Annotated in this window: 10 protein-coding genes; all 10 read left to right on the top strand. The window is 51.9% G+C overall.

The features are described from left to right. A complete protein-coding gene (locus tag LKE88_RS03025) occupies nt 1–1,800 on the top strand; it encodes an ABC transporter ATP-binding protein (protein WP_105325466.1) in 1,800 nt (599 codons plus the stop codon). Further along, on the top strand, nt 1,787–3,679 hold the full coding sequence (locus tag LKE88_RS03020; protein ID WP_105325467.1) for an ABC transporter ATP-binding protein: 1,893 nt from the start codon (nt 1,787–1,789) through the stop codon (nt 3,677–3,679). The genes LKE88_RS03025 and LKE88_RS03020 overlap by 14 nt, the downstream gene beginning before the upstream one ends. Before the next feature lie 57 nt (nt 3,680–3,736). Then, nucleotides 3,737–4,015: a DUF1294 domain-containing protein gene (locus LKE88_RS03015; RefSeq protein WP_199614912.1), complete on the top strand. Its 279-nt coding sequence runs from the start codon at nt 3,737–3,739 to the stop codon at nt 4,013–4,015. 43 nt (nt 4,016–4,058) lie between these two features. Next, a complete protein-coding gene (locus LKE88_RS03010) occupies nt 4,059–4,271 on the top strand; it encodes a hypothetical protein (RefSeq protein WP_105325468.1) in 213 nt (70 codons plus the stop codon). A gap of 537 nt (nt 4,272–4,808) precedes the next feature. Then, nucleotides 4,809–5,570, top strand: coding sequence for a helix-turn-helix domain-containing protein (locus LKE88_RS03005; RefSeq protein WP_276802725.1), 762 nt, complete (start codon nt 4,809–4,811; stop codon nt 5,568–5,570). Then, complete coding sequence (locus tag LKE88_RS03000) at nt 5,567–6,484, top strand: IS3 family transposase (protein WP_105325363.1); 918 nt, start codon at nt 5,567–5,569, stop codon at nt 6,482–6,484. The genes LKE88_RS03005 and LKE88_RS03000 overlap by 4 nt, the downstream gene beginning before the upstream one ends. A gap of 1,050 nt (nt 6,485–7,534) precedes the next feature. Then, entirely contained in the window at nt 7,535–9,058 is a 1,524-nt protein-coding gene (locus LKE88_RS02995) for a hypothetical protein (RefSeq protein WP_276802723.1), read from the top strand. Next, nucleotides 9,018–12,443, top strand: a complete 3,426-nt coding sequence (locus tag LKE88_RS02990; RefSeq protein ID WP_276802721.1) for a hypothetical protein — start codon at nt 9,018–9,020, stop codon at nt 12,441–12,443. Before LKE88_RS02995 ends, LKE88_RS02990 begins: the two co-directional genes overlap by 41 nt. A 1,496-nt stretch (nt 12,444–13,939) precedes the next feature. Then, nucleotides 13,940–15,178, top strand: a complete 1,239-nt coding sequence (locus LKE88_RS02985) for an autotransporter outer membrane beta-barrel domain-containing protein (RefSeq protein ID WP_158572343.1) — start codon at nt 13,940–13,942, stop codon at nt 15,176–15,178. Between the two features lie 1,400 nt (nt 15,179–16,578). Further along, nucleotides 16,579–20,556, top strand: a complete 3,978-nt coding sequence (locus LKE88_RS02980) for a beta strand repeat-containing protein (RefSeq protein ID WP_276802720.1) — start codon at nt 16,579–16,581, stop codon at nt 20,554–20,556. The last annotated feature ends 1,377 nt before the right edge of the window (nt 20,557–21,933 follow it).

The following is a 21,933-nucleotide window of genomic DNA, read 5'->3' as shown; positions in this document are numbered from 1 at the left end:
ATGCAAAAAGGTTGGAAACTCCTTTTTCAATCTGTAAGAGAATATCGGACCTCCATGCTCCTGACCCCTGTGCTGGTCCTGGGAGAAGTCTGCTTTGAAGCCCTGATTCCCTATGAAATTGCCCTGATGATCAACGAAATCAAGGCCGGCTGCGGCCCCGACCGCATTGGCCACTACGCCTGGATTCTCTGCGTCATGGCACTCTTAGGACTGCTCTGCGGCTACGCCGCCGGTATGACCTGCGCCAAAGCCTCCTGCGGCTTTGCCAAAAACCTCCGGCAGGACATGTTCTACCAGATTCAGGAATTTTCCTTCTCCAACATCGACCGGTTTTCCTCGGCCTCCCTGGTAACCCGGCTGACCACGGACATCCAGAACATCCAGATGGCCTTTATGATGCTGATCCGCACCGCCTTCCGGGCCCCCTTCAACCTGCTGTTTTCCTTCTTTATGGCCTACTACATGGGCGGGTTTATGGCCATGGGCTTTGTGGTGGTAATCCCCGTGCTGGGCTACGGCCTGTACGCCATCGCCAAAAAAGCCATGCCTATGCTGAAACGCGGCTTTCCCCAGTACGACGCCATGAACAGCAAAGTGGAGGAGAACATCAAAGGCATCCGGGTGGTGAAATCCTTCGTCCGCCAGGATACCGAAATCAGCAAATTCAACGTCACCGCCAGGGAAGTCCAGCGGCTCTTTACCAACGCCGAGCGCTATATCGCCCTGAACAACCCCCTGATGCAGATCTGCGTTTACGGCATCATGGTGTTCCTGCTCACGGTAGGCTCCAAACTGATCATTACCACCCAGGGCCAGGCCCTGGACATCGGCCAGTTTTCCACGCTGCTGACCTACAGCTTTCAAATTTTGGGCAGCCTGATGATGCTGTCCATGATTTTCGTGCTGCTGACCTTTACTGAAGAATCCGTCAAGCGGGTGGAGCAGGTCCTCCACGAACAGAGCGACCTGGTATCGCCCCCGGACCCCGAAACACAAGTCCGGGACGGCTCCATTGTCTTTGACCACGCCTATTTTCAGTACGACGCCCAAAACGGCGACCCGGTGCTGGAAGACATTAACCTGGATATCCATTCCGGAGAAGTCATCGGTATTGTAGGCGGTACCGGCTCCGGCAAATCCTCCCTGGTTCAGCTGATTCCCCGGCTCTACGACGTTACCGACGGCGCCGTAGCAGTAGGCGGCCTGGACGTACGCCGCTACGACCTGGAAACCCTGCGTTCCAGCGTGGCCATGGTCCTCCAGAAGAACCTGCTGTTTTCCGGCACCGTAGCGGACAACATCCGCTGGGGCAACGAAAACGCCACCGACGAAGAAGTGCGCCAGGTCTGTGAGTGGGCCTGCGCCGACGAATTCATCCAGCGCTTCCCCGACGGCTACAACACCTGGATTGAGCAGGGAGGCGCCAACGTCTCCGGGGGTCAGAAGCAGCGCATCTGCATTGCCCGGGCCCTGCTGAAGAAACCCAAGATTCTTATCCTGGACGACAGCACCTCCGCTGTGGATACCAAAACCGATGCCGCCATCCGGCAGGCCCTGCGGGACTTCCTGCCCGGCACCACCAAGCTGATTATTGCCCAGCGCCTGGCCTCCGTGGAAAACGCCGACCGGATTATCGTCATGGACAAAGGCAAAATCAACGCCGTAGGCACCAGCGAAGAACTGCTCCAGACCAATACCATCTACCAGGAAATGGCCCGGTCCCAGAACCTCCAAAAGACCGACGAAAAACTGGCCCAATCCGGGGCAGAGAAGGGAGGGCTGGCCTATGACCCAGCGTAAACCCCAGGTACACAAAATCCTCAGCTGGAGCCAGGCCAAACTGTTCATCCTGACCCTCCAGCGCTTCTACCCCCGGCTGTTTCCCACCATTGTGGGCCTGATTATCCTGAACTCGGTAATCCTGTCCATCCCCTCCATCTTTATGCAGAAGGTGGTGGCCACCCTGCAAACCGCCTGGGAACAGAACCTGACCTGGCCGGTGATCCAGCCCATCATTTACCACTATGTGAAAATCCTGGCCGTCCTGTACGTGATTTCCCTGCTGGCCAACATTACCTACAATCAGCTCCTGGCCGTCTTTACCCAAGGCTGCCTGTGCCAGATCCGGGAACGACTGTTCGCCCATATGGAAAGCCTGCCCATCCGGTACTTTGATACCCACAAACGCGGGGACGTGATGAGCTATTACACCAATGACGTAGAAGCCCTGCGCCAGGTGATCTCCCAGTCCTTTCCCCAGCTCCTGGTGTCCGCCGTTACCGTGGTGGCCCTGTTTGCCGTCATGGTGTACTACAGCGTGTGGATGAGCCTGGTGGTCGTAGGCGGCTCCCTGTGGTCCGTGGTGATTACCCGTAAAGTAGGGGGCAAGTCCGCCCAGTACTTCCTGGAACAGCAGCACGCCCTGGGCCGCTGCGAAGGCTTCATGGAAGAAATGATCAACGGCGGCAAAGTCATCAAAGTCTTCAGCCACGAAGAACTGTCCAAGGCAGACTTCAATAAAGAAAACGAAGAACTGTACCAGGCCTCCTTCCAGGCCAACAAATATTCCAACACCCTGATGCCCATTTTGAACAACGTCAGCTACCTGATCTATATTATCGTAGCCAGCTTTGGCGGCCTGTTCCTCAATTGGGACGTACCCAACCTGTCCATCTCCGGACTGCCCTTTACCCTGGCCGTGATTATCCCCTTCCTGGGCATGAGCCGGCAGTTTGCCGCCGCCATCCAGCAGATTTCACCCCAGATTAACGCCATCGTCCTGGCCATGGCCGGTGCAGAACGCATCTTTGGCCTCATGGCCGAAGACCCCGAGGAAGACCATGGCCACGTGACCCTGGTGCCCCCGGAAAAAGGCTGCAAAGCCAAAGCCCGGCACTGGTCCTGGCAGGTACCCCAGGAGAACGGCACGTACCAGTACGTACCCCTTACTGGCGAGGTCCATTTCCGGAACGTAGACTTTGCCTATGACCCCGCAAAGACCATCCTCCACGACATCAACATCACCGCCCTCCCCGGACAGAAAATTGCCCTGGTAGGCGCCACCGGAGCCGGCAAAACCACCATCACCAACCTGCTGAACCGTTTCTACGACATCACCAAAGGCACCATCACCTATGACGGCATCGACATCCACCAGATGAGCAAAGGCTCCCTGCGCAAATCCCTGGGCATCGTCCTCCAGGACACCGTCCTCTTTACCGGCACCGTGCTGGAGAATATCCGCTACGGCCGACTGGACGCCACCGACGAAGAATGCCGAGAAGCCGCAGAACTGGCCGGAGCCGATTCCTTCATCCGCCACCTGCCCCAGGGCTATAATACCCTGCTCAAAGGCGGCGGCGCCAGCCTCTCCCAGGGCCAGTGCCAGCTGCTGGCCATCGCCCGAGCCGCTGTAGCCGATCCCCCCGTCATGATCTTGGACGAAGCCACCAGCTCCATCGATACCCGTACCGAACAAATCGTCCAGCGGGGCATGGATGCCCTGATGGAAGGCCGCACCGTCTTCGTCATTGCCCATAGACTGTCCACCGTCAAAAACGCCGACCAGATACTGGTCCTGGACGGCGGCCGCATCATCGAACGCGGCAATCACGAAGAACTGCTGGAGAAACAAGGCGTGTACTACCAACTGTATACCGGCGCCTTTGAACTCAGCTGATACCCGCGCAGAACTTGAAAAGAACAATTTTGCATATACCCTAAGGAGATTCAACCCGTGCTTACCTTACACCAATCCTTTTTCTACTATCTGGGCTTTATCAATATCCTGACCTTCCTGATCTACGGCTACGACAAATTTCAGGCCAAACGCGGCGGCTGGAGAGTCTCCGAAAAAGTCCTTTTGGTCCTGGCCGCCGCCTGGGGATCCCTGGGCGCCCTCCTGGCCATGTACTTTTTCCGCCACAAAACCCAGCATAAAAAATTCATCTACGGCGTCCGCATCCTGATCATGCTCCAGGTCGCCGTCTACTGCCTGTTCTACCTCAAGTACTAACCCCGGCAGCAGTACCAAAACCCGTGAAGGGAAGTGAATACACATGAAATTCGGACTCAGAACCCCGTCCCTGACCCGTTCCCTGAAAGCCAGAACTACCGGCCGCCTCAAACGCCAGGTCAAACGCGCCCTTATTCCCGGCTACGGCCAAAAAGGCATGGGGTACATCAAAGACCCCGAACGCGCCATCAAAAACAAAATCTACCACAAGACCACCTTTTCCTTGTGGGACGTATTGAAGAAACTGTTTGGGTAGAAGAAAATATGAACAAACCAGCCTGTGAATAAGAACTCACAGGCTGGTTTGCTGTTTTTAGAAGGGTATTTGCGGCCTTTGGCCGCGGAGGGAACCTTCACAGCTAAATTGGTGGAATGAGAATATTTTTGTGTGAACTCGGGGGATGAGTGGGGGGCTGACAGGTAGAGTTGAAGAAAACGGAGAACGTGCTACGCTTTCTACGAAAGCGTAGAGGTGTTTTTGGGAATATATAAGCGGCGCCAGCGCCGCAGAAGGAGCACTCTCCGTCGCCTCGCGGCGCCACCTGCGCCCGCATGCGCGCGAGGTCAACTTCTATAGTAAATTCGCAATAACAATGTGTTTTATCCTGCTTAGTTACCCCCACATTGTGTTCAAAAATAAGTAATTTTAAAAACGTGGTGGTGCCTTATTGATTACCTCTACCAAGCATTGCGGCCGCATCCAAACAGCCAGACAAATATTGTATTTGGCTGTTTGGTGAATAAGGCCCATGTGATAGCTGCGGTTGGCATGCCTCCTTCAAGCTGGTATGCTATGAATAAAGTAGACTGGCATATAGTTAAACATCCTGGATTCGTTGAAAGGAGAGTATGTAAAATGTCTATATCGAAAGTCAGTGCAGAGGATAAATTAAAGGCTGTCAAAGCTGTTCTTGCTCATGAAGAATCACCAATGGTTTCTGCAAAAAGGTTAGGGGTTCACTGGAAAGCAGTACAGTATTGGGTAGATGAATATATAGGAAATGGTCCTGAGGTATTTAACAAAAGACAGGTTAAAAGTTATTCTGCTGATCTTAAGATCCAATGCGTAGAGGAATATCTTAAGGGCGAAACGACTATGTCCCAGCTGGTACAAAAATACGGATTAAAAAGTTCTCGTCAAATCAGAGACTGGTTAAAGAAGTATAATAGTCATGAGGAACTAAAAAGTTCGGGTACTGGAGGTGCCAAGATCATGACTAAAGCTAGACAAACGACCTTTGACGAGCGCGTTGAAATCGTAAAATACTGCATTGAAAACGGGAATGCTTACCATGAAACCGCTGAAAAGTTTAAGGTTTCCTACCAGCAAGTCAGAAATTACGTCTTAAAATATAATAAGTACAATACCGAAGGACTCATAGATGGGCGCGGACACAGGAAGCCAGTAGAAGTCCCTGAAGAAGCCCCTACAGAATATGAGTGTATGAAAGCTGAACTCAAACTGGCTAATGCAAAACTCAAAGCCAAGGATATGGAGATTGATTTCCTAAAAAAACTCGATATTGTGGAAAGGAGGCGGGATTCACACAAATAAGATATGGAGCCATTTATGAAGCCATTAAAGAACTGCACGCTGAAAAGAATTACCCTATTCTTGGCCTGTGCAAATTGGGAAAAGTGTCCCGGGCCGGCTACTACAAATGGCTTCATAGAGAGCCTTCAGCACGCGAAATTGACGACAAGGAAATTGCTAAAAGAATAGAAGAGATATACAAGGCTGACCCAGCTAAAGGGTACAGACGAATAGCTGATGACTTACGAGCCCCAAATAAGAAGATCTATCCTGACACGAAACCAATAGCAATTGGTGACGGTCGCGTTCTTCATCTTTGTCGAGTGATAAATATAAAGTCTACGATTAAATATGCCCCTAAGGGCTGCACCCAGCGTGCAATAGATCCTGCATACATTGCAGAAAATATCTTGAATAGGGAATTTAAAGCCGATGCCCCTAACCAGAAATGGTGTACTGACGTCTCAGAATTTCACTACTATGAGGGGGTAGTTGTGCATAAGGTATATCTGAGCGCGATTATTGACCTGTATGACAGACGAATTGTTTCCTATGTGATAAGCAACCGGAACGATAAAAATTTGGTATTCAATACCTTCAATAAGGCATTGTTGAAAAACCCTGGCGCGCATCCCCTGTTTCACTCTGACCGGGGATTCCAATACACCTGCAGGGATTTCCGCAAGATGATTCTAGATGCTGGTATGACGCAGAGTATGTCACGGATAGGAAAATGCATTGATAATGGCCCGATGGAAGGCTTCTGGGGCATGCTGAAAAGAGAACGGTACTATACTCGTGACTTCGACAGCCGTAAAGCTTTGGTAACGATGATTAATAACTACATGGAGTATTACAACAGTGGCCGTTTGCAGCGGAATTTGGGCCGTTTGACCCCTATGCAAAAACATAATAGCTACCAAATGGCGGCGTAGAGGTTTATATTATTAGGAACTGTCTACTTGACGGGGAGCACACCAAGCGTGAAGGAGGTGGCAGCCACTACCTTCCACGTTTACGGGGAAGGGGAACAGCCCGTAGGGTGGTGGAAAGGGGGCTGACGGAGAAAGTTTCTAATTGTAAGGACGCTGCTGATTGGAACACGGCGAACCACTCGAGAGGTGGCACCGGAAGGTGACGAAGAGAGTTTCATAAAGGAACAAATAGCAAAATAAATATATTCTGTTTGATAAAAAAGTGTTGCTTTTCCGCAGCCCTTGGCCGCAGAAGGAACCTTCCCCACCCAGGGCCCTTGGATTCTTGGTGTGGCCCGTCCCTCCCCTTCCTGTTAGGCGGGGAGGGCATCGGGTAGTGCTGGCCGGTTCTGTAGGAGTTTTTGATTGTGAATGTAGTGGTAAAGCTATCGTAACGATGAGCAATTGACCAGTGGTGGTCTGGAAGCCTACCACAAGCGTGTGGTAGGTGTCAGCCAAAGGCTGACGGAGGAAGTTAATTACTGCCTTCCACTTACCTGTTCGCTATGCGAACAGGAAAAGGGGAAGGTGCCGGCGAACTCGCCGGCGGATGGGGTTCAAAAGTAGAATGTCTGCACTACACCCGTTGAGAATGTCGACCAAAAATCCGGGTACAAAATTTTCTGTAGTTGAGTTACCATTCTCACTGTACTAGCCCCAGCGGGGACAGACCTTTCCCTTAGGGAAACTGGCCCCAGCAGGTGCCAATAGGGAAATCACAACAGCAGTTTTGCCTATCCCCTCCACCCACACAATTTTTTGTACTCTTTAACGCTCTACCACACACTCCCTTGTATCATGTACCTTTCTGTACACTTATCCTTTCATGCAATTTAGTTCCTGTCTATAACTATTCTTTCCTTAGACTTTATAAAAGAACAAGACTATAATAAAGTAGAAAGATGTGATAAATATTATAACAAAAACCTTATAACTCAAAGGTTGCGGGAAAACCTTTGCTTGCCTTGCGAAAGGGGGAAAGTCGGTGCCGTAGGGGGCACTGGCATAAAAATGGGGAATAACAATGGTAGAAAACAACACAGTTTTAGACAAAGAAAACAGCTTTTGACGGTATTGGTGCTTAGCAGTATTCTGGGGATGGGTCTGTACGCAGTACCTGCTTGGGCAGAGACGAAGACCATCAGCGGGGACGAAGTAAAGGTCGAAACCAAAACCAGCGGCGTGCAAACGACTGCGATTAATCTGGATAACGGCGGTATTGGCAGCAAAACTTCTGCCTCTGGCAATACGCTGACCATTTCCGGGGGAACAATCCCAGCTTCTGGCCCCGGCTCCAATATCTTTGGCGGCGTGGTGGCTTCTAATCTGAATTCTGCAGCAACGACGGTGAGTAATAACAGTCTGACCATTGCCGGCAATACTGCTATTGGGCAGGAAGGCGGTAAGGTTTTCCTTTTTGGTGGCTTTCTCAGTGATTATAAAGCAACAAAAGAGCCTACTGTTGAGACAGTAGGCGAACCCCAGGTCGATAACGATAAGGAACAATTTACGATTTCTGGAAATACGGTGACTGCTGCAGCAGTTAAAAATGCTGGTGAAGTATCAGTCTATGGCGGCGCCCAGGGAATACCTGACGATCCTCAATCTATTTGGATCCATAGGTACTATTTTGACGCGGGAACTGCTTCGGTGGTTAAAAATGCTGTGTATCTGGGGACTACTGCCCAAAAGGAAGCAGACGGCACCTATAGCAAAGAAGGTATTACGGAGAATACCATTTCCACAATAAAGGACAACTTTTATAGTAAGGTGTACGGCGGCTATGCTACCCAGGGCACGGCTGCAAATAACACCATAATAGCCAGAAACATCGGTCTAAACGATATTATGGTAGGCGGCATGAATTACTTCGGAGAAGCCAATTCCAATGCTGTAACTTTTTCTGGTTCCTATGGTTACGATGCCGTGATTATTGGCGGTTTTTCTGAAGCAAACTATCTCTGCCCCAATGGGGATGTAAAATACAATACGGTTTCCATCACGGATAGTATTAGCCATATGGTTATCGGTGGTTCTGCTTATGCCAATGCCAATAGACAGGGCGGTGATTTCGAAACCGCTTACTTGGGCTTCAGCGCCATTGAAAACCACGTGACAATCCAGGGTGATTCCAGTATTGACGGCGTATTTGGCGGCATGAGCCATGGCGGTGCCGTTTCTAATACAGTAGATGTAATCAGTGGAAGCGTCGCCAACATTTGGGGCGGATATTCAGAGGGCATGTTTGAATGGAATGGCAGTTCCATTTCTGCCGAAAAAAATAGCGTGACCATTGGCAAAAAAGATGGTTCTACAAAGCCTATCATTGGGTCTACAGTAATTGGCGGCCAGGCCACGTTTGAAAATGCCATACAGAATCAGGTCCAGATTTACAGCGCAAGTGTAGGGGATGAAGAGGCCTCTTTGCCAGTTACAGTAAGTCGGTCGGATTCCTATAGCCATTGGAGCGAATTCCGTCAAATCACCCATACGATTGCCGGCGGGGGTAGCAACCAATATTTCGGATGGAGATGACTTTGATGGAGGACAAGCCATTGATAACCACGTTTCCATCAATGACAGTACCATCGGGACCGAAATCTCCAACATCTACGGAGGCTACAGCGGTTTAAATGCATCAACTAATACAGTAACCTTGACCAATACAACCGCTGCTTTGGGAACAGAGACACCAGACTATAACTGGACGAAACTTGAAGCGAGGGGTATTTTTGGCGGCAAATCTGAAGAAGGAAACGTCAGTCAGAATACAGTCACCTTAGACAATTCCTCGGTGTACGGGGATACCTCCTTATATGGCGGACTCTCTTTTGAAGGGAATGTATCGGACAATAACGTCATTGTTAAGAACAATTCAGAAGTAGGTGTTGATTCCTTGTATGGCGGCTATAGCCATTTTGAGGGAACCGTTGAAAAGAACTCCATACAACTGGAGAAATCCACACTTACAGAAAATGCGTCTTTGTATGGCGGGTATGCAGGTCATGACGCTGTTTCCAATAACAAAGTTTCGCTTTCCCAAATGGATAAAAGCCAGGTTGCGGCAATCTATGGCGGCTATTCCCATGGTTATAGTAAGGATGACTTTTATGAAGCTAAAAACAATGAAGTGAATATAGAAGCCACAGAGCTGACAAATCTGGAACAACTTTATGGGGGTTATGCCTATAATGGAAATGTTTCCGGAAACAAAGTCAACCTGAAAGAGGCAACCATTACTGGAGATAACCTTGAATTAGCTGTGGCTAGCGGAAATAACAGCTATGCCAAGGACAATGCATTATCTATTGATACTTCCACCATTACAGGCCTTAGCCAAATCTATGGCAGCAAAAACGACGAAACCACCAGTGATAACAAATTTTCCATTACAGGCAGTGATTTGGCTTTTTCCAACAGCAATTCCTCTACTCTTATAGGAGCCTATGGCAGGACGGTTTCCAATAATACGTTTTCCATCTCCGATTCTAGAGTAAGCAATATGCTTATGCTTGTTGCGAATAATGCCAATGAAAATGCCCTCGACAATTCTACAACCCTGACCAATGCCAAAATCTCGGGTTTGCAGATGCTTGTTAATGCTTATGCTAATGAAACTTCCGAAAACAACAAACTTACTATCTCGGGAGGTTCTCTGACCTATGAGACAGAAACGAACGGCGAGCCAATTCCACCAGAAGCTTCACTTCTGATAGGCGGCAAAGGAAACATTATGGCCCATAATAACCAATTGGAGATTACGGGAACCTCTATAACCGATGCACAAACCATTTATGCTGGCGAAAGTGACAATGTTGCCCTTGAAAATCAGCTGACCATTACGACGGCCAATATTTCCGGTGCTTCTACGATTGCTGGCGGCAAATCTTCCGGGCTATCACAATACACTTACGAGGGCCTAACTGTTCTCAGAGATCCCTGTGCCTATTGGAACAAGGTGGATATTAGCGGCGGCAGTGTTACCGCAGAAAATATCTACGGCGGTTATGTAACCAAAAGCACAGAAGAAAGCTCGGCTGACGTGAGCAGCCATGTGTTTGAAAACGAAGTAACCCTTGGCAGCGGCGTAACGGCTGATAATGTCATTGGTGCGTACACGACTATGCCTGGTGATACCTATGGCAATACTGTTACGGTGGAAGGCGGTACCATCCAAAAGAACCTGATTGGCGGCAAAACGCCAAGTGGTGAAACTACTGGCAACACCCTGAATATTTCTGGCGGTACCATCGGCACCACCGAGGCTGTAGATGATGACGGCAATCCCATTACCAACGGCAACCTGATTGCCGCAGGCTATACGGATAACGGCGCAGCCGATAGCAACACCGTCAACGTCTATGCCGGTACTCTGGGCCACATGATGAGCCTCTACGGCGGCTACAGCACCACCGAAAGCACCGGCAATACGCTGAATCTCTACACCAAGGACAACACGGTAGAAAATCTGGGCTATTTCCAGACCCTGAACTTCTACGTGCCAGCAAACGCCAAGGCTGGGGATACCATGCTGGAGGTTACGGGCACCGCCGACGTTCACGGCGCAGCCATTAACGCCGGGGTGGAGGATACCACCCAGCTGAACCCGGGCGAAGTCATCAACCTGATCCACGACGGAAATAGCGAAATCAACACCAAGGACACCAGCTACGCCATGATGGACGGCAAGGACATCGTTACCGACGCCGCCTTCCTCCAGCGTCGGGCTTACATTAAGCCCCAGGACGCCAACACCATTGTCCTGTATGTGCCCATCGACAGCCAGCCCATTCTGCACCCGGATACAGAGGTGATCGCTGACGGCCAAGCCAATGCTGCTAGCACGGTAGCCAATGGCTCCGATGCCGCCGTCACCGACGGTCTCCAGGCAGCCCTGACCGCCTGGGCCGAAAGCCACGAAGCCGCTCGGCTTCGGGAAGACGACCATGCCGCCATGGATATGATGGGCAGCCCCTACATTTCCAGCCCGGCAGGTATGAGCATCAGACAAAGCACTTCCATGGTGGCCGCTTCACCCCTTGACGCCGCAGACGCCAAAAACGCCAACGTAACCCTCAGCGCAGAAGAAATCGCAGCTAGAGAAGAACGGGATGTAGAAGCCAAGTTTACCCCCTACGTCATGCTGGGTGGTCACAACCTGCGCTACAACAGCAGTTCTACCGTGGATACCAATGGTTTCAACGGCGAACTGGGTTTTGTCCGGAGAATCTTCAAGAAAGACTACGCCGACACCATCATGCCCTTTGTAGAATACGGTACCGGCAACTACACCATCTACAAAAACGGTACCCGGGGCGACGGCAGCCAGCGGTATGTAGGCGCCGGCATCCTCCTTCGCAGAGACCAGGAAAACGGCGTCCACTACGAAGGCCTGGTGCGGGCCGGCCGCCTTAACGGCGACTATGCCGGCCGCATTGCCGGCTACCGCACCACCTATAACTCCGGAGCAGGCTACATCGCCGCTCACGCCGGCCTGGGCAAGATTTACCGCCAGGACAGCAACGACTACAACCTGTACGGCAAATTCTTCTATTCCCATCTGGGCGGCGACAGCGTCACCCTGCACAGCAGCTTAGGCAGCGCCGATTACGAACTGGACAGCGTCAATTCCTATTGGACCCGCTTGGGCTTCCGGTGGACCAAACATCTGGATGAAGACACCACCACCTTCTACGCCGGCTTAGGTTGGGATTACGAATTTGACGGCAAAGCCACCGCCCGGTATAGAGACTACACCACCCCCGACGCCAGCATGAAAGGATCCAGCGAATTCCTGGAATTAGGTTGGCAGAGCAAAGTTACGAAAGAGAACCCCTGGGGTGCCGATGTGAGAGTCACCGGGTGGAACGGAGTGAAACAAGGCTTCACATATGGTGTAACGATTACAAGACGTATGTAAATGTGAAATAAGGTAAAAAAAGCATTCCGCCAGAAGTATAGAACTTTTGGCGGAATGCTTTTTTGTGTGAAATCGGGGGATTGGATGGGGGCTGACAGGTAGTGCTGAAGAAAAAGGACGACGTACTACAGTTTCTACGAAACTGTGCGGTGCTTTTTCAGAATATATGGCGGCGCCAGCGCCGCAGAAGGAGCCTTCCCCACCCAGGGCCTTGGATTCTTGGTGTGGCCTGTCCCTCCCCTTCCTCATAGGCGGGGAGGGCATGGGGTAGTGCTGGCCGGGACTGTAGATGTTTTTGATAGCGAATGTAGTGGTAAAGCTATCGTAACGATTAACAATTGACCAGTAGTGGCTATAGAACGCTTCCTGCAAGCGTGTAGGAAGTGTCGCCATAGGCGACGATAGAAGTTTATCAAAGCTTTTCGCGGCGCCGGCGCCGCGTCTGCCTTCCACTTACCAGTGCACTGCTTGGCGTGCACTGGAGAAGGGGAAGGGTGGCTGCGCCCAAGAGTAAAACGCAGCCGGGATGGGGTTCAAAAGTAGGCTGCCTGCACCACACCCGTTGAGAACGTCGACCAAAAATCCGGTACAGAGTTTTCTCCAGCTAAAAATTGCCCTTGGGCAATTTTTCTGTAGTTGCTTCTCAAACCCCGGCACCAGTGCTAGACCCTGCCGACCGTACTGTTATTAAAAATTCGCGAGGATTCCCTGCACCAGCACCAGGAAGTTCGCTGACCGTACTGCATCTCCCCCCACAACCAAAAAAGACAGCCTGTGTGCCAATGGGGGTGGCAACACAGGCTGTCTTTTTCAAAAACAAAACGGGAAAGGAGGCAGGATTCGTTCCAAGGGGAGGGAACATACCTGCGGGGGATAGGTTATCGCCGCAGAACTCCATGGGGGAGAAGCTCTGCTAAAGCCGTGGATTTCTCGTCCTCCGTCCACAAGTGAAAAACGCATGTCCGTCAATAATGAATTACCTATACCTTGTGAAATCGGTTCCTAGAAATTCATTGCTTGTATCTTTATTATAACATGAATAAAATGAAATACAACACACTAAAGTGTTAACAAAGCAATTTTCCAGCTTTTCCAGGCTAATACCTGGACCAGCAACCCCAGAACCCGTTCTAATCGCTTCTGACAGCCCAAACACTGCCTTGTCCGCAAGTCCCATTCCCGGCATATTTTATTTTCCTTTATCGCATAAAAAGCAAGAAAAAACGCATAAAAACTGATAAAAAGATAAAAGTGTATACTTTCGTATAATTGAAAACCACTTTTATTGCTGTTATGATGATACTAGAGCTTCAACAAGAGCGTATGGGTTAACCACCCAACCACCCTGAGCACGTTCATACCGATGGTTGGCTCCCCCTGGGAGCATGATCATAATTCCCACTTTGTGAAAAGCAGGCAGACCTCCTTAATCCCGTTTGGTGGCTGCCTGCTTTTCGTTATGCTGGGCAGCTGTTAAAAATGCGTCTTTCCTTGGGTTGAACTTTTCCGCCAATATCCTCAGCGGCGGCAACGTCCAAAGCGGCAACAACGCCTACGCCGCAGCTGGAGCCGGCGCCGGACAGGTACTGGCCCACAACAAGCTGCTGAAATTTGTGGGCGCAGATGACAACAGTGCCAGCAAGTTCTCTGTTACCACAGAAAACCAGGACGCTAAAAACGTCTACGGCAATGCCCTGAATGCTCCGAATGTAGTGAATGCAGCCATCGCCGGCACCGGCGCAGCAGCAGACTACTTTAACGCAGCCGCCAACGACCAGATTAACCCCACCACCGCTGGCCAGGCAGCCGCTATGAACAGCGTCAACGCAATGAGCGAACTGGGCGGCGTGCAGCATAGCCTGTATGCAGCAAACAACCTGTTTGACAACGCCGTGATGAACCATCTGGCAAACCACGACGAAGATAAGGACGTTTGGGCCCACTACATCCACGACAAAGAAGACATCGACGGCCTGTCCTTGGACGCCATGGGCGGAGCAAACTACGACAGCCAGTATAACGGTATCGTAGCCGGCGCCGACCTGTACAGCAAGAACGGCGTAACCGCCGGTGCAGCCCTGACCTACATCGATGGCGACATCGACGGCAACACCCTGGGCACCAGCGTGAAGAACGAAGCCAAATACTACGGTGCCAGCCTGTACGGCAGAGTGGAGCAGGGCCGCACCTCCTACTTGGGAGACATCTCCTGGCTGCGCGGCAAGAACGACCTCACCCTCAACGGCAGCGGCAAAGAAGTCACCGGCTCCGTGGATTCCAACGCCTTCAGCGCCGGCGTCCGGGCAGAGCAGCACTTTGACGTAGCCGGCGGCAGCCTGACCCCGTACGTAGGCATCCGCTACGCACACCTGGACTACGGCGACTACACCGACAGCCTGGGCATCCACCACGACAGCGACGCCTCCAACCTGTGGCTGGCACCCTTGGGCGTACGGTACACCAACACCGTAAAGACCGGTAGCTGGACCCTGAAACCTGTGGCTGAAGTAGGCTACCTGTGGACCTTCGGCGACAGAGACGGCAACGACAGAGTCAGCCTGAACGGCGCTGCCGATACCTTCGGGTATGAAGTCGCCGACGACGGCAGCTTCTACGGCAGATTGGGCCTGGAAGCCGAACACGGCCGCATGACCTACGGCATCGGCTACCAGTACCAGAAAGGCAGCAGCGTGAAGAGCAATGCGTTCACATTTGCACTGAAGTATAAGTTCTAAGGTAAAAGTAGGAAATAGAGAAATAGTACAAGGGGAGAACGTCCAACAGCTTGAAGCCTAAAAAACAGACTTCAAGCTGTTGAGGAATCAAGATAGAATATACGAAATGGCTGGAGACAATCCGTGATGGATTGCCTCCAGCCATTTTATTGCGGCGCCAGCGCCGCAGAAGGAGCCTTCCCCACCCAGGGCCCTTGAATACTTGGTGTGGCCCGTCCCTCCCCTTCCTCATAGGCGGGGAGGGCAGAGGACGTGCTGGCCGGTTCTGTAGGTGTTTTTGATAGTGAATGTAGTGGTAAAGCTATCGTAACGATTAACAATTGACCAGTAGTGGTTTGGAAGCCTACCACAAGCGTTGCGTTCACATTAGCCAAGAGCCAAAAGGCTCTTGGCTAATGTGAGCCATGCGACAGCCGTCCAGGAGCCAAGCCTGTAAGGCGATGGCGAATGGAATACGGCGAACCGCTGTGGTAGGTGTCAGCCAAAGGCTGACGGAGGAAGTTTAACCAGCCTTTTCACGGCGCTAGCACCGCATATGCAAGAACCAAACCTCTATCGACGCCTTGCGGCGCCACTTCCTACACGTTTGCAGGAAGCATGCATAAACACCACGGTTCAGTTTCTTATCAGCACTATATTTTAGATTTTACTTGGCCAGTAGTGGTTTGGAAGCCTCTTTCAAGCATTGCGGTCGTGTCCAAACAGCGCTACAAGTATTCTAAAAGCTGTTTGGTATACACGACCCATGTGATAGCGGCCTGCAAAGCAAGTCCATAGGACGCAGCTGCGCAGCTAGCCGCGAACCACTAAAGAGGTGTCAGTCACTGCGTGACTGACGGAGAAAGTTTAATTATTGCCTTCGCCTTACCAGTGCACTGCTTGGCGTGCACTGGAAAAGGGGAAGGTGCCGGCGAACTCGCCGGCGAATGGGGTTCAAAAGTAGGATACCCGCACTACACCCGTTGAGAACGTCGACCAAAAACCCAGTACCAATTTTTCTGTAGTTGGACTACCTTACGGTACGCACTAGCCCCAGCAGGTGCCAATAGGGGAATCTCCATGCAGCCTCTGCCCCTCACACCTATACTTCATACCCCCAACCACCCCACAACACAACTGCTTGTATGATGTATCTTTCTTTACATTAACAGTTTCATGCAATTTATTTTTTGTCTATAATCATTCTTTTCTTGGACATTATAAAAGAACAAGGTTGTAATAAAATTGTTGAAAATAAAGAAACATCATAACAGTGTTATCCATGTATGTAAAGGTTTCTGGGAAACCTTTAGCCGCCTAGTGAAAGGGGGGGAAAGCCAATGTCTTAGGGGACATTGGCGCTTAGTATGGGGAAACAGAGTCATCAGAATGAAAGTTGCAGCGGACAAAGAAATCGAGTTTTGACAGCGTTGGTTCTTTGCAGCATTCTGGGCATGGGAGTTGGTATCCAGCCGGTTTGGGCTGCGGATGTAACAGAGAAGTCGGTTACGATGTCTTCCGGTAGTGGGAGTGCCTACGGGGGCCAGGCCTCGGGAACGGACAATGCGGTGAACAATACGCTCACCATCAGCGGTACGGCTGAGGTAGCACTGGCCTACGGCGGCTATGCCGATCAAGGGAAGGCTACAGGCAATACGCTGAATATCTCAGGAGGATCCCTGTATCAGGGCTTCGGCGGTTCCAGCAATACCAATGAGGCTTCAGGAAATAACGTGAACCTGACCGGAGGAAAAATTATACAAACCTTGTCTGCTGGCAGCTCAAGCTCAGGAAATACGGATCACAATACCCTTTCGGTTTCGGGAATTACCCAGGAGGACAGCACAGAAGCTGCGTATCTGCGTGGGGCGCAAACTACGGGTGGAAGTGCAGCCTATAATAAAGTTGAGCTTACGAACGTTACGACAAAAGTAAAAGGCTTAGATGGCGCATTTATCATCGATGGCTCCGGTGATGCCAGCTATAACCAGGTTACTGTTACTGGCTCCTCCCTGTCAATCAGCAAGACGGATCCGGTTCTTATTAATGGGGCAATCAATGCTGGTTCTGGAAAGCTGTACCATAACACTGTTATAATAGACAGTACCAATTTAAACGGATCCGGCGCCCGGGCTGCTGACCGCAGCTATGATGTGACAGGAACTGCGGAGTATAATGAATTAATTGTTCGAAACGGCGGTAAGACAGGCTATCTGGCTTCTGCTTATCAGCGGTATGGCGATGCTTCCCATAATACGGTAACCGTCACCAGTAGCGAGGCAGCAGGAGTCCAAGGCGCCAATATCGGTCAAAAAGGAAATTCCGTAAAAAATGAAGTGGTCGTTACTGACAGCACTGTGGAAACGGCCGTTCAAGGCGGCGTGACTGCCCTTGGCAGTGCCGTAGGAAATAGCGTTACAGTAGACGGAACTTCTACCGTTTCCTGGTATGTTGAAGGTGGGAGTACCTTTGCTTCCGAAGGTAAGGTAGGCGCTGCAGGAAACCAGGTAACGGTAACTGGCACCGCCAGTGTACCTGAAGCCTATGGCGGTCGCTCCACAGGCGCAGACGTGGTAGGCAATTCCGTCACCTATAACAGCCTGGCAGGACAGACAGAAGTAGCTGTACTCGGCGGGTATTCCGTAGGCGGCAATGCTGGCCAGGAAGAGACCTTCACCTATGACGGAGTCTCCTATGAAGGCGGCAACACGGTTACCGCAGCGGGGAATAGTAGTTTCCTTGATATTATGGGCGGCTATGCAGCTGCCGACGACTCGGGCAAGGGCGGCAATGCAGTCAATAATACCGTTTCCTTTGATGGCACCCAGGGTGCCGCAGTTCAGAATATCTATGGCGGTGTTGCACAAAGCGGCAACGCTGCAAAAAACACCCTTAGCCTGAACAAAGGCACAGTAAGCATTAATGCCTACGGCGGCTACAGCGGCAGCGGCGATGCGACTGGAAACACGTTTGAGACTGAAGGCGCCACCGTTGTGGGCAGTGCCTATGGCGGCTTTACGGCCACCGGCAGCGCTTCAGATAATATTGTAACCGTTAAGAGCGGCAATCTTGGCGGCGCCACTTCCGGTGAACTGGTTGGCGGCAGAGCCCTTGTGGGCACCGCTGTGAACAACCAGGTAACGGTAGAAGACGGGACCCTTGCCCTTGTTTATGGCGGCGCCACCGGGGCCCTGCCCGTAGGCTCGGCGTCTGTTCCGGCAACGGCTGCAGCCACTGTCGGGGATGTCACCGGCAACACCGTTACCATCAAAGGCGGTACCCTGAATACCGCAGCCGGCGGCTTTACCAGTGAACTTGCCACTACGGACACGGAGGGAAAAACGCTTGACCTCCCTGCCGGGAAAGTTAGCGGGAATAAAGTCCTGGTTTCTGGCGGGAATCTTGGCTATGCCAGCGGCGGGCAAGGCGGAGAAAACGTAACAGGCAATACGGCAGAGCAGACCGGAGGTACGGTAATGTACCTGGCCGGCGGCCGGGCAAGCAGCGGAACCATCGCAGAGAATAAGGCTGCGTTAAGCGGCGGCACGGCCATGCTCGTCCTTGGTGGCTGGGACGACAGTTCCGCCAGCACCGTCACCCAAAACCAGGTTACCGTGTCCGGCGGGGAAGTAGGTATGGAAGTTGTTGCCGGTATGGCCGTCCAAGGCGACGCTACCGGCAACACCCTCACCATTACCGGCGGTACCATCGGTACCCAGGAAGCCAGCGGCAGCAACCTGATTGCCGGCGGCTATGCCTCTGCCGGCGCAGCCGATGACAACACCGTCACCATCAAGGGCGGCCTCCTGGGACACATGATGAGTCTCTATGGCGGCTACAGCACCACCGAAAGCACCGGCAACACCCTGAATCTCTACACCAAGGACAACACCGTAGAGAATTTGGGCTACTTCCAGACCCTGAATTTCTACGTTCCTGAAGGAACGAAAGCCGGGGAGACCATGCTGGAGGTTACGGGCACCGCCGATGTTCACGGTGCAGCCATTAACGCCAGCGTGGAGGATACCACCCAGCTGAACCCGGGCGAAGTCATCAACCTGATCCACGATGGCAATAATGAGATTAATACTACCGGTACCAGTTACGATATGATGGACGGCAAGGACATCGTCACCGATGCAGCCTTCCTCCAGCGTCGGGCTTACATCAAAAAGCAGGATGCCAACACCATTGTCCTGTATGTGCCCATCGACAGCCAGCCCATTCTGCATCCGGATACAGAGGTGATCGCTGACGGCCAAGCCAATGCTGCCAGCACAGTAGCCAATGGTTCCGATGCCGCCGTCACCGACGGCCTCCAGGCAGCCCTCACCGCCTGGGCCGAAAGCCACGAAGCAGCCCGGCTTCGGGAAGACGACCATGCGGCCATGGGCATGACCGCCAGTCCCTATATTTCCAGTCCTGCCGGCATGAGCGTCAGACAGAATACCGCCATGGCAGCCAATATGCCCCTTGATGCCGCAGACGCTAAGAATGGCAGCGTGCCTTTGAGCCAAGAAGAAATGGCAGCCCGGGAAGACCGGGACGTAGAAGCCAAGTTCACCCCCTACGTCATGCTGGGTGGCCACAACCTGCGGTACAACAGCAGCTCCACCGTGGATACCAACGGCTTTAATGGTGAACTGGGTTTTGTAAAGCGAGTCTTCAACAAAAATTCTGCCGACACCATCATGCCTTTTGTAGAATATGGTACCGGCAATTACACTAGCTTCAAGAACGGCACCCGGGGCGACGGCAGCCAACGGTACGTCGGCGCCGGCATCCTCCTCCGCAGAGACCTGGACAACGGCGTCCACTACGAAGGCCTGATCCGGGCCGGCCGCCTCAACGGCGACTACGCCGGCCGCATTGCCGGCTATCGCACCACCTATAACTCCGGCGCAGGCTACATTGCCGCCCACGCCGGCCTGGGCAAAATCTACCGCCAGGACAGCAACGACTATAACCTCTACAGCAAATTCTTCTATTCCCATTTGGGCGGCGACAGCGTCACCCTGCATAGCAGTATTGGCAGCGCTGATTACGAACTCGGCAGCGTAGATTCCTACTGGACCCGCTTGGGCTTCCGGTGGACCAAACATCTAGATGAAGACACCACCACCTTCTATGCCGGTTTAGGCTGGGATTACGAATTTGACGGCAAAGCAACGGCAAGATATAGAGACTACACCACCCCCGACGCCAGCATGAAAGGATCCAGCGAATTCCTGGAGCTGGGTTGGCAAAGCAAAGTTACCAAAGAGAACCCTTGGGGGGGCAGATGTGAGAGTCACCGGGTGGAACGGCGTGAAACAGGGCTTTACATATGGGGTAACCATCACGCGCCGCATGTAGCTGTGCTTGCCGACAGGCAGAAAGAGGCGTTCATTCTGGTGTAATGGTAAATGGAGTACTTCCAACAGCTTGAAGCCCGAAAAGCAGGGCTTCAAGCTGTTGAGGAATCAAGATGGAATATATGGCAGAAGAGGTCCTGACCTTATTTGGGGTCAGGACCTCTTCTGCTTTGCGGCGCCAGCGCCGCAGAAGGAGATTCCCCACCCAGGGCCTTGGATTCTTGGTGTGGCCCGTCCCTCCCCTTCCTGAAGGCGGGGAGGGCAGAGAACGTGCTGGCCGATACTGTAGGTGGTTTTTGATAGTGAATGTAGTGGTAAAGCTATCGTTACGATTAACAATTGACCAGTAATGGTTATAGAACGCTTCCTGCAAGCGTTGCGTTCGCGTCCAAACAGCGCTACAAGTATTCCAAAAGCTGTTTGGTATACGCGAGCCATGTGATAGCTGCCCAGGAATTGAGCCTGAAAAGCGAAAATGACTGGCTAGCAGCGAACCACTGTAGGAAGTGTCGCCATAGGCGACGATAGAAGTTTATCCACGTTTTGCGGCCGCCGGCCGCTTGCCTTCTCCGCCCAACAGCAATCCAAGGCGGGGAAGGTGGCTGACGCAGGAAGACGGATGGGGCCTGCACTACCAAACTTTTAGAACTCACCTTTTGCGAGCAACGGAAGTATTTCTGCATTCAGGTTTCTGCCTCGTTGCTGGTTTCATCCATTTTTATGGATGAAACCCCGTGATGAGCGCAGCGAATCACCAACGAGGAAGTCGCCACGCCGCGTTCTTCGCGAGTCTGGTGGGACCTCTACAGTTCCTTGGAAAGCGGAGTGGCGGAAGGTGCCCTTGCGCCCCCGCCGCTTCGGCGGGGCGAGTACACACAAAACAAACTTGAGCAACGTAACTGCCTCTCCGTAGTGTCCGAGCGACAAGATGCCCCGCCAACCAAGATTCCAAGAGACGGGGTTCTGTGGCGCGAGAATACGACAGGAGGGCAGCGCAGACGCACCCAAAGTACCTCCAGCCATTCTTGACGTACTAGCCTGATTACAGCTTGTGGTACACCGTTTCTGCGGGGTATGTTTTCAAAAATAGTCAGCGCTCCGTCGCTTTTTTGAAAATATACCCCAAAGAGAACAGAAATGCCAACATCGCGAACAAGCATTTCAGTTGCACCCATATTAGTAGTGGTCCGCACCAACCCAATCTCCGCCTTCCCATCAGGTCCCGCACCAGCACCAGGAAGCCCGCTGACCGCACCAACAAATAGGAGTCATGCTACTATAACCCATAATCTATATCCACAAAGAACTTTTCCTATAAATTGTCTAAAATAAAATAACTACACTTCTACTCTTATGCTATAATACAATTGTAAAAAAGTATTTAAAATGTTAACAGGATAAACATTAACGATGGAAGCTTGG

The organism is Acidaminococcus hominis (assembly GCF_022484025.1).
Taxonomy (GTDB): domain Bacteria; phylum Bacillota; class Negativicutes; order Acidaminococcales; family Acidaminococcaceae; genus Acidaminococcus; species Acidaminococcus hominis.
The sequence above is the reverse complement of the archived record's forward strand: the minus strand, read 5'-3'. Positions and strand labels throughout refer to the sequence as shown.